The organism is Pseudomonas sp. HMWF032, assembly GCF_003060885.1.
Taxonomy (GTDB): Bacteria; Pseudomonadota; Gammaproteobacteria; order Pseudomonadales; family Pseudomonadaceae; genus Aquipseudomonas.
This window is the reverse complement of the sequence record NZ_QAIG01000004.1, coordinates 23154-34060: the sequence shown is the minus strand read 5'-3', so window position 1 is coordinate 34060 and position 10907 is coordinate 23154. Positions and strand designations below refer to the sequence as shown.

Annotated in this window: 9 protein-coding genes; 3 read left to right on the top strand and 6 right to left on the bottom strand. The window is 59.8% G+C overall.

Features of this window, described 5'->3' with window-relative positions:
- From prpF to DBR00_RS01760, 5 genes are all read right to left on the bottom strand, one after another.
- Window positions 1–794: 2-methylaconitate cis-trans isomerase PrpF (gene prpF / locus DBR00_RS01780; protein ID WP_256582909.1), on the bottom strand; the 794-nt coding region annotated here is incomplete at its 3' end.
- A 102-nt stretch (window positions 795–896) separates the two neighbouring features.
- Entirely contained in the window at window positions 897–3506 is a 2610-nt protein-coding gene (gene acnD, locus DBR00_RS01775; RefSeq protein ID WP_108488220.1) for a Fe/S-dependent 2-methylisocitrate dehydratase AcnD, read from the bottom strand.
- Window positions 3507–3517: 11 nt separating this feature from the next.
- Entirely contained in the window at window positions 3518–4678 is a 1161-nt protein-coding gene (prpC, locus tag DBR00_RS01770; RefSeq protein ID WP_108488189.1) for a 2-methylcitrate synthase, read from the bottom strand.
- 31 nt (window positions 4679–4709) lie between these two features.
- Entirely contained in the window at window positions 4710–5594 is an 885-nt protein-coding gene (prpB, locus tag DBR00_RS01765; RefSeq protein WP_108488190.1) for a methylisocitrate lyase, read from the bottom strand.
- Window positions 5591–6328, bottom strand: a complete 738-nt coding sequence (locus DBR00_RS01760) for a GntR family transcriptional regulator (protein ID WP_108488191.1) — start codon at window positions 6326–6328, stop codon at window positions 5591–5593. Before DBR00_RS01760 ends, prpB begins: the two co-directional genes overlap by 4 nt.
- A gap of 301 nt (window positions 6329–6629) precedes the next feature.
- Between DBR00_RS01760 and DBR00_RS01755 the strand changes: the two genes are divergently transcribed.
- From DBR00_RS01755 to DBR00_RS01745, 3 genes are read left to right on the top strand one after another with little or no spacing between them, the layout of a single operon-like run.
- Window positions 6630–7166, top strand: coding sequence for an ATP-dependent zinc protease (locus DBR00_RS01755; protein WP_108488192.1), 537 nt, complete (start codon window positions 6630–6632; stop codon window positions 7164–7166).
- Between the two features lie 5 nt (window positions 7167–7171).
- Entirely contained in the window at window positions 7172–8698 is a 1527-nt protein-coding gene (locus DBR00_RS01750; RefSeq protein ID WP_108488193.1) for an inactive transglutaminase family protein, read from the top strand.
- A gap of 4 nt (window positions 8699–8702) precedes the next feature.
- A complete protein-coding gene (locus DBR00_RS01745; protein ID WP_108488194.1) occupies window positions 8703–9689 on the top strand; it encodes an alpha-L-glutamate ligase-like protein in 987 nt (328 codons plus the stop codon).
- Window positions 9690–9755: 66 nt separating this feature from the next.
- On the opposite strand, the gene DBR00_RS01740 is transcribed toward DBR00_RS01745, so the two are convergent.
- The gene (locus DBR00_RS01740; RefSeq protein WP_108488195.1) at window positions 9756–10907 is read right to left on the bottom strand and encodes a MalM family protein; all 1152 of its coding nucleotides are present in this window, start codon (window positions 10905–10907) and stop codon (window positions 9756–9758) included.

Below are 10907 nucleotides of genomic sequence, written 5' to 3'. Positions count from 1 at the left end.
GTTTTGATCAGCCCCATGCGCAACGCCCCCGCCACACGGATTTTCTCGAAACGCGCCAGCTGCTCAGGGTCGCCGTTGATCTGCTCGCGCAGTTCAGTGCCCTGATAACCGATGTCCTCGGCATTGACGAACACGGTCGGAATGCCGGCAGTGATCAGGGTTGCCTTGAAGGTGCCGACACCCGGCACGTCCAGGTCGTCCACCAGGTTGCCGGTAGGGAACATCGAGCCACCCTCCTCGCCATCATCGGACGGATCGAGGAATTCCAGCACGATCTCGGCGGCCGGAAAGGTGACACCATCCAGTTCGAAGTCGCCGGTTTCCTGCACCTGGCCATTACTGACCGGCACATGGGCAATGATGGTTTTCTGGATATTCGCCTGCCAGATCCGCACCACGCACACACCGTTTTCCGGGATGCGCGCAGGGTCCAACAGACCGGCATGAATGGCAAAAGCCCCAGCACCGGTAGACAGGTTGCCGCAGTTACCGCTCCAGTCGACGAAGGCCTTATCAATCGAAACCTGGCCATAGAGGTAGTCGACGTCGTGCTCCGGTTGACTGCTTTTCGAGAGGATTACGCATTTGGAGGTCGAGGACGTTGCGCCGCCCATGCCGTCGATCTGCGCCGTATAAGGATCGGGGCTGCCGATCACCCGCATAAACAGCTTGTCGCGCGCGGCGCCCGGCACCTGGCAGTTTTGCGGCAGGTCCTGCAGGCGGAAGAACACGCCCTTACTGGTGCCGCCACGCATATAGGTGGCGGGAATTCTAATCTGGGAGAGATGAGCCATGGTTTGGTCCTGGCTGAAAAGTGAAATTGCCGTAGGGTGGATCACGCTTCACCGTCGGTGCGTGAAAGCGGTGGATGGAAAAGCGCCATCCACCCCACGGAATCAGGCGACGGCGCCTTCGAGGAAGTCCTGAGCGAAACGCTGCAGAACGCCACCGGCCTTGTACACGTGCACTTCGGCTGCAGTGTCCAAACGACAGGTCACTGGCACCTTGACCACTTCACCATTGCGGCGATTGACCACCAGGGTCAGGTCGCAGCGTGGCGACACATCGCCCTGGATGTCGTAACTCTCGGTGCCGTCGAGGCCGAGTGTCAGGCGGGTAGTACCCGGTTTGAACTCCACCGGCAATACGCCCATGCCCACCAGGTTGGTGCGGTGAATACGCTCGAACCCTTCTGCCGCGATTACTTCCACACCCGCCAGGCGCACGCCCTTGGCCGCCCAGTCACGCGAGCTGCCCTGGCCGTAATCGGCACCGGCGACGATGATCAGGTTCTGCTTGCGGTTCATGTAGGTTTCGATGGCCTCCCACATGCGCATCACCTGACCTTGCGGCTCGACGCGGGCCAGCGAACCCTTCTTCACCACACCGTCAACCACGGCCATTTCGTTGACCAACTGCGGGTTGGCGAAGGTGGCGCGCTGCGCGGTCAGGTGGTCACCGCGGTGGGTGGCGTAGGAGTTGAAGTCCTCTTCCGGCAAGCCCATTTTGTGCAGGTACTCACCGGCCGCCGAATCCAGCAGGATGGCGTTGGACGGCGACAGGTGATCGGTGGTGATGTTGTCCGGCAGGATCGCCAGCGGCAGCATGCCCTTGAGCGTACGCTCACCGGCCAGCGCCCCTTCCCAGTAAGGCGGGCGACGGATGTAGGTGCTCATCGGGCGCCAGTCGTACAACGGGCTTTCGGCCTCGGTGACAGTGCCCAAATCGAACATCGGGATATAGATCTGCCGGAATTGCTCAGGCTTCACCGAGGAGGCGACGATGGCGTCGATCTCTTCGTCGCTCGGCCACAGGTCTTTGAGGGTGATCGGATTGCCGTTTTGGTCATGACCGAGCACATCCTGCTCAATGTCAAAACGCACGGTACCGGCAATGGCGTAAGCCACTACAAGCGGCGGCGAAGCCAGAAACGCCTGCTTGGCATATGGGTGAATGCGGCCGTCAAAGTTGCGGTTACCGGACAGCACGGCAGTGGCATACAGGTCACGGTCGATGATTTCTTGCTGGATCACCGGATCCAGTGCACCGGACATGCCGTTACAGGTGGTGCAGGCGTAGGCGACGATGCCAAAACCCAGCTGTTCCAGCTCACTCAGCAGGCCAGCCTCTTCCAGGTACAACTTGGCGACTTTCGAACCCGGCGCGAAGGACGTCTTGACCCAGGGCTTGCGCAGCAGGCCGAGCTGGTTGGCTTTTTTCGCCAGCAGGCCGGCCGCCACCACGTTGCGCGGGTTGGAGGTGTTGGTGCAGCTGGTGATGGCGGCGATGATCACTGCACCATCCGGCATCAGGCCCTCGCCTTCTTCCAGCTTGCCAGCGGCCAACTTGGCCTCATCGGCAATGCCACGCTCGTGCAGCGCCGAGGTCGGCAGGCGCTTGTGCGGGTTGCTCGGGCCGGCCATGTTGCGCACCACGGTCGACAGGTCGAAGCTCAGCACGCGCTCGTATTCGGCACTGACCAGCGCATCGGCCCACAGGCCGGTGGTCTTGGCGTAGTGCTCGACCAGCGCCACCTGCTCCGGCTCACGCCCGGTGAGCTTGAGGTAGTCGATGGTCTGCTGGTCGATGTAGAACATCGCCGCCGTTGCGCCGTACTCCGGGCACATATTGGAGATGGTTGCACGGTCACCGATGGACAGACTGTCTGCCCCCTCACCGAAGAACTCGACCCAGGCGCCGACCACCCGCGACTGGCGCAAAAACTCGGTCAACGCCAGGACAATATCGGTGGCGGTGATCCCAGGCTGACGCTTGCCGGTCAGTTTAACGCCGACGATATCGGGCAAGCGCATCATCGACGGCAGGCCGAGCATCACGGTCTCGGCTTCCAGGCCGCCGACACCAATGGCGATCACGCCTAGGGCATCGACGTGCGGGGTGTGCGAGTCGGTGCCTACACAGGTGTCCGGGAACGCAATACCGCCACGCGCCTGGATCACCGGGCTCATTTTCTCCAGGTTGATCTGGTGCATGATGCCGTTGCCGGCCGGGATCACGTCGACGTTCTTGAACGCTGTCTTGGTCCACTCGATAAAGTGGAAGCGGTCCTCGTTGCGGCGCTCTTCCACGGCGCGGTTCTTCTCGAACGCATCCGGGTCAAAGCCGGCGAATTCCACAGCCAGGGAGTGGTCGACGATCAGTTGGGTCGGCACCACTGGGTTGACCTTGGCCGGGTCGCCCCCTTGCTCGGCGATGGCATCACGCAAGCCAGCCAGGTCGACCAGTGCGGTCTGGCCGAGAATGTCGTGACACACCACCCGCGCCGGGTACCAGGGAAAATCCAGATCTTGCTTGCGGTCAATCAGCTGCTTGAGCGCATCAGCCAGTGCTGCAGGTTCGCAGCGACGCACCAGTTGCTCGGCCAGCACGCGGCTGGTGTACGGCAGCTTGGCGTAGGCACCCGGGGTGATGGCATCGACCGCCTCGCGGGTATCGAAATAATCCAGCGACGTGCCGGCCAGCGGTTTGCGGTATTGAGTGTTCACTGGGCTGCTCATTATGTGCGGTCCTTGAGCGGCACAAACTTCAGGTCTTCAGGGCCTGTGTAGTTGGCGCTCGGACGAATGATCTTGCCGTCGATGCGCTGCTCGATCACATGGCTGGACCAGCCGGAAGTGCGCGCAATCACGAACAACGGGGTGAACATGGCGGTGGGCACGCCCATCATGTGGTAGCTGACGGCGCTGAACCAATCAAGGTTGGGGAACATCTTCTTGATGTCCCACATGATGGTTTCCAGACGCTCGGCGATGTCGTACATCTTCATATTGCCCTGCTCGATAGACAGCTCGCGGGCCACTTCCTTGATCACCTTGTTGCGCGGGTCCGCCACGGTGTAAACCGGGTGACCAAAGCCGATCACCACTTCCTTCTTCTCGACCCGCGCGCGGATATCGGCCTCGGCCTCGTCCGGGGTGTCGTAGCGTTTCTGCACCTCGAAGGCCACTTCGTTGGCACCGCCATGTTTCGGGCCACGCAGCGCACCAATACCGCCGGCGATGCAGCTGTACATGTCCGAGCCGGTACCGGCGATCACCCGCGAGGTAAAGGTGGAGGCGTTGAACTCGTGCTCGGCATACAGGTTGAGCGAGGTGTGCATGGCACGCACCCAGGATTCACGAGGCTTCACGCCATGCAGCAGATGGAGGAAATGCCCGCCGATGGAATCGTCGTCAGTTTCCACGTCAATGCGCTTGCCGTTGTGGCTGAAGTGGTACCAATAGAGCAGCGCAGAACCCAGCGAAGCCATCAGCTTGTCGGCAATGTCACGAGCGCCGGGGTGGTTGTGGTCGTCCTTTTCTGGCGACACGCAACCCAGTACCGACACAGCCGTGCGCATCACATCCATCGGGTGAGCAGACGGCGGCAATTGTTCAAGCGCAACCTTCAATGCCGCCGGCAAACCCCGCAGTGCCTTGAGTTTGGCCTTGTAGCCGGCCAGTTCGGCGGCATTGGGCAGCTTGCCGTGCACCAGCAGGTGGGCGATTTCCTCGAACTCGCAGCGGTTGGCAAAATCCAGCACGTCATAGCCACGGTAGTGCAGGTCGTTACCGGTGCGGCCCACGGTGCACAGGGCGGTGTTACCGGCAGCAGTGCCAGAGAGGGCCACGGATTTCTTCGGCTTGAAGCCTGGGGTGGTTTCCGGGGTTGCGCTCATGCTTATCTCCTCAAATCCGGTTGGTGCGTTGTTATTTTTTTGCGGCAAACAGGGCGTCGAGTTTCTGCTCGAAGGCGTGGTAGCCGATGCGGTCATAGAGTTCGGCGCGGGTCTGCATCAGCTCGATCACGTCTTTCTGGTGGCCGTTCTGGCGGATCGAGGTGTAGACACTTTCTGCGGCCTTGTTGGCGGCGCGGAAGGCCGACAGCGGGTAGAGCTGAATGGCCACGCCCACCGAGGCCAGTTCGTCGCGGGTGAACAACGGCGTGGCGCCGAACTCGGTGATGTTGGCCAGTACCGGAACATTCAGCGCATCGACGAAGCGCTTGTAGGTCGGCAGGTCATAGGCCGCTTCGGCAAAGATGCCGTCGGCACCGGCCTCCACGTAACGCAGGCAGCGCTCGATGGCAGCATCGACACCCTCGGCCTGAATCGCGTCGGTACGGGCAATCAGGAAGAAATCAGGATCAGTTTTGGCATCGGCGGCAGCGCGCACACGGTCGACCATTTCCTCGCAGGAGACGATCTCCTTGCCCGGACGGTGCCCACAACGCTTGGCACCCACCTGATCTTCGATATGCGCGGCAGCTGCGCCGGCCTTGATCAGGGTCTTGATGGTGCGCTCGATATTGAACGCGCTCGGGCCAAAGCCGGTGTCGATGTCCACCAGCAGCGGCAGGTCGCAGACATCGGTGATACGACGCACATCGGTGAGCACGTCATCCAGGGTGTTGATACCCAGGTCAGGCAAGCCAAGGGAGCCTGCGGCCACACCGCCACCGGACAGGTAGATAGCCTTGAAACCTGCGCGCTTGGCCAGCAAGGCATGGTTGGCATTGATCGCACCGATCACCTGCAGGGGCGACTCGGTAGCAAGCGCCTGACGGAAACGCTGGCCGGGGGAAAGCTGACTCATGACTCACCTCGTGGTTTGGCTGTCTTGGTGTGTGCGCTCACCCCCATGCAGCTGGAGAAATGGCGCTCGATATTGCGTTTTGACGCACCGATATGACGACGCATCAGCAACTCGGCCAGCTCGCCGTCTCGGTCGGCGATGGCATCGAGAATACGGTGGTGTTCCGCAAAGGCCTGACGCGGCCGATTGGGCGTTGCAGAGAACTGCAGGCGGTACATGCGCACCAACTGATACAGCTCGCCACAGAGCATCTGGGTCAGGGTCTTGTTACCGCTGCCCTGGATGATCCGGTAATGGAAGTCGAAGTCGCCCTCCTGCTGGTAGTAGCCGACGCCTGCCTTGAAGGCTGCGTCCTGCTCATGCAGGTCCAGCACCTGGCGTAACTCGTCGATCTCGGCCTGGGTCATGCGCTCGGCGGCTAAACGGCAGGCCATGCCCTCCAGGGACTCGCGAATTTCATAGAGCTCGATCAACTCGGCATGGCTAAGCGACACCACACGCGCGCCCACATGGGGGATGCGCACCAGCAGGCGCTGGCCTTCCAGGCGGTGAATCGCCTCACGCAGCGGCCCCCGACTGATGCCATAGGTACGCGCCAGTTCAGGCTCGGAAATCTTGCTGCCCGGGGCAATCTCGCCCTTGACGATGGCCGCCTGAATAAGCCGAAAAACCTGTTCGGAAAGCGTTTCAGAATCTTCCTGATACGTCTCAAGCGACTCAGTGGCACTCAGCATATTGTCGACACTATTTAAATTAAGTGCCGGAAAACTACGCCCGAAGCCAATACCTGTCAAACAAATAAAGGAAATTGTCGACAGTGTTTGCAGGGACTTTAGTCACGCAAGAATGCGACCTTACTTGCACAAACGCCCATAAGCGCCTGTCCGGACTGAAAAATGCCATGTTAGAATGCGCACCGGCTGGTGATCGAAGAGGAATTCTCGAGCGCCTGCTAGACTCCCAAAGCAGACCTGCCAATCGCCAGGCAGGCACATGGATGTTTTCTTTATTTCCAGACACCATGCCACAGGACTTATGACACTAAAGCCCTTCCTTCTGTTGCTATGCCTGCTCGTTGTACCCGGCCTGGGTCTTGCCGCGGGAAAGACAGTCTATGGGCTTAATGAATACGTCCGCCTGTTCGACCTCGATCTGAAGCTGGCCGCCAAACTCGACACTGGTGCCAAGACCGCCTCGCTCAGCGCCCGCGACATCAAACGTTTCAAGCGCGACGGGGAAACCTGGGTGCGTTTCTACCTGGCCATCGACGAAGCCCACACCAGCCCGATCGAGCGCCCACTGGCACGGATCAGCAAGATCAAACGGCGCGCAGGCGACTATGATCCAGAGGAAGAAAAAACCTACACGGCGCGCCCAGTGATCGAGATGGATGTCTGCATGGGCCATAGCCTGCGCACAATTGAAGTGAACTTGACCGACCGCAGTGCATTCCAATACCCGTTGTTGATAGGCTCAGAAGCACTCAAGCGCTTTTCGGCCCTGGTCGACCCGAGTCTTAAATACGCAGCAGGCAAGCCTGCTTGCACCCCTGACGCAAACCCTGGCGAGTAATTCCCATGCGCTCTCTTACCCTCCATCTGAAAGTCCTGGTCATACTCCTCGTGAGCCTGGGCGTTCTGATTACGGCTTATCAGATCTTTATCCTCGGCATCCCGATGACTGAAGATGAGACTGACGACCTGTGGAACATCGACGCCAAGGTCGAATTCCAGGCCAACCCACGCGAGCCGGTCAAACTGCAGATGTTTGTACCGCCGCTGGCCCAGGATTACGTCAGCCTTAATGAGAGCTTTATCTCCAACAACTACGGTGTGAGCATCAACCGCGCCGATGGCAACCGCAAAGTCACCTGGTCCGCCCGGCGCGCCAGCGGCAAGCAAACCCTCTACTATCGCCTGGTACTGACCAAGCGCTACAGCGGTGAACAGGCCAAGGCTAAGGGGCCGATCTTCCGCGACAGTATTCCGGTCGAGGGGGTTGAGAAGATTGCTGCCGAAGCGCTTCTGGCGCCGATCCGCCAGCACTCTGCGGACGTCGAGACCTTTATCAGCGAAACCATCAAGCGCGTTAACAACAGCAATGACGACAACGTCAAACTGCTGCTGAGCGGCGATGCGTCGACTCCGAACAAAGCCAAAGTCATCGAACTGCTGCTGTCCATCGCCCACGTGCCGATGGAGCGTGTGCACACCATTCGCCTGGCTGCCGAAATCCAGCAGAGCCCGGAATTGTGGCTGCGCAGCTTCAACGGCGAGAAATGGCTGTACTTCAACCCAGAAAGCGGCGAGCAGGGTCTGCCAGCTGACCGCCTGGTCTGGTGGATCGGCGATGACAACCTGGTCAGCCTGGAAGGTGGCAAGCAGGCACAGGTCAGCTTCAGCCTAAACAACAGCGAGATGAACGCCATCCGTCTGGCCAAGCTGACAGACGAAAACACCGACGCCGACTTCCTTGAATACAGTTTGTACGGCCTGCCACTGCAGACCCAGCAAACCTTCATGATCATGGTGATGATTCCGATTGGCGTGCTGGTGATCCTGATCCTGCGTAACCTCGGCGGTTTGCAGACACTCGGCACCTTCACCCCGGTACTGATCGCCCTGGCCTTCCGCGAGACACAGCTGGGCTTCGGCATCGTGCTGTTTACCGTGATTACCGCGCTTGGCCTGTCACTGCGTTCCTACCTTGAACACCTGAAATTACAGATGCTGCCGCGACTGTCGGTGGTCCTGACCTTCGTGGTGGTGCTGATTGCTGTGATCAGCCTGTTCAGCCATAAACTCGGCCTGGAGCGCGGCCTGTCGGTCGCGCTGTTCCCAATGGTGATTCTGACCATGACCATCGAACGCCTGTCGATTACCTGGGAAGAACGTGGCGGTGGCCATGCCTTCAAAGTCGCCATCGGGACACTGTTCGCCGCCACCCTCGCGCACCTGCTGATGAGCGTGCCGGAACTGAACTACTTCGTGTTCACCTTCCCGGCCGTGCTGATGATTCTGGTGGGCTTCATGCTGGCAATGGGTCGCTACCGCGGCTACCGCCTGACCGAACTGTTCCGCTTCAAAGCCTTCCTCAAGGACTAATGCCATGTTCGGTCTGATCAAGACGTGGAAAGCCCTTGAAGCCAAAGGCATCATGGGCATCAACCGGCGCAATGCGGACTACGTGCTGAAATACAACAAACGGCACCTGTACCCGATTGTGGATGACAAGATCATCACCAAGATGCGCGCCATCGAAGCCGGTATCGATGTGCCGGAGATGTACGGCATCATCGACACCGAAAAAGGCATCGACAACCTGCGCACGATCATCGGCGACCGTCCGGATTTCGTGGTCAAGCCAGCGCAAGGCGCTGGCGGTGACGGCATTCTGGTGATCGCGGATCGCTTCGAGGAGAAGTATAAAACCGTCTCGGGCAAGATCATCAGCCATGAGGAGATCGAGCATCAGATCTCCAGCATCCTCACCGGCCTCTACTCCCTCGGCGGCCACCGTGATCGTGCCCTCATCGAATACCGCGTCACCCCGGACCAAATCTTCAAAAGCATCAGCTATGAAGGCGTGCCGGACATCCGCATCATCGTACTGATGGGCTACCCAGTCATGGCCATGCTGCGCCTGCCCACCCGCCAATCCGGCGGTAAAGCCAACCTGCACCAGGGCGCCATCGGCGTGGGTGTGGATCTGGCCACCGGCGTGACCCTGCGCGGCACCTGGTTGAACAACAAGATCAGCAAGCACCCGGACACCACCAATGCGGTGGACGGCGTACAACTGCCAAACTGGGATGGCTTCATGACACTCGCCGCCGGCTGCTATGAGCTGTGCGGCCTGGGCTATATCGGCGTGGACATGGTGCTGGATCAGGACAAGGGGCCGTTGATTCTCGAACTCAACGCCCGCCCCGGCCTGAACATCCAGATCGCCAACGACTGCGGCCTCACCCACCGCGCCCACGCTGTCGAAGCGCGCCTGGCCGAGTTGGCCAAGAAAGGCATCGTGGAAACAGCCGAGGAGCGTGTACGTTTCTCGCAAGAGCTTTTCGGTCACGTATCAATCGCCCAGATATAAGTCTCTGGTACGCCATAAAAAAGCCCGGAATTATCCGGGCTTTTTTATGGCGGTTGTTTGGCTTGTTCAGCGCACAATGGCCAGCTCAAACGCACCCTCATCACTGTGGGCATGACTCTGCATACCTGCCTCATCCAACGCCAAGGCCTGCAAAGGACGCTTGAACGGTTTGTTGTCCAGGGTCTGCAGACTGCGATCCTCATCCGTGGTCAGCAGCAATACATAGTGCTCACCTGCCGCAGCCCTCACCGGCACCGTACCCTCGATAAAGGCATAGCGGTACCAGGTTTCAGCATGCAACTGATACACCGCATCACTGACCAGACGGGTTGGCTGCTTAGCCTGGTCAAGGAACAGCAAAGAGGGATAAGCCACCTTCTTGTTGGCAAAACTGCGAATGCGCAGGCCAAAGTCATACTGCGAACGCGGCAGCTTCAAGGCGGCGTAATAACTCTTGCCCATAGGGAAGTCCAGGCTCGGGGAAAAACGATTCAACTCCTCATAGCGTGGCTCGTCGGCGCTAAGCGGGGTGAAATCATCCTCGCTCAACTGCCCGCAGCAACGTTCGAGCAGTGCCTGATAGCGCCCTTCACTTTCGGCCTCGGTTCCCGCCAGCAGGGCCTGCATAGCCGCCGTTGGTTGCCCGTCCAACCCCGGAAGGCTATGGGGTTTGACGTCGAAGGTCACTTCTCGCCCCTGATTCAGCGGCACATTGTGCAAGGTAGGTGTTGGCGCTTTGACGTCCTTAGGCGGCACCTTGGAGTTGCGCATGCGCCCCTGCTCATCGACCCAGGTGAAGTAGCGACCATCCTGCTCATCCCGCGCAAAATCGCGCCCCTCCAGCACATCCGAGTTGATATAGACACTGGAACGCTCACCTGTACCCAGCAGCACCTCATCGCCACCGGCCTGAACCTGCTGGCCAGCGTAAAAACTGTTCTGCAGGTTGCCGCTGGCATCGACCCAGGTGAAATAGCGCCGCTTGCTCTCTCCAGCACTCTTCTCGCCCGGCCAGCCGCCCGAAGTCACATCATCACGCAAGCGTGCCTGATCACTGCGTTGAATTGTGCTGGCAGCTGAACGCTGGTGAGCCACATAAGGGGCACCCACAAAGGTGTTGTGCACACCACCCTGATCATCAATCCACGTCAGGTAACGGCCGCTGGCACCCACTTCTAGGCAGATCAAAAAGCCGAACACGCCCCACAGCACACGCAT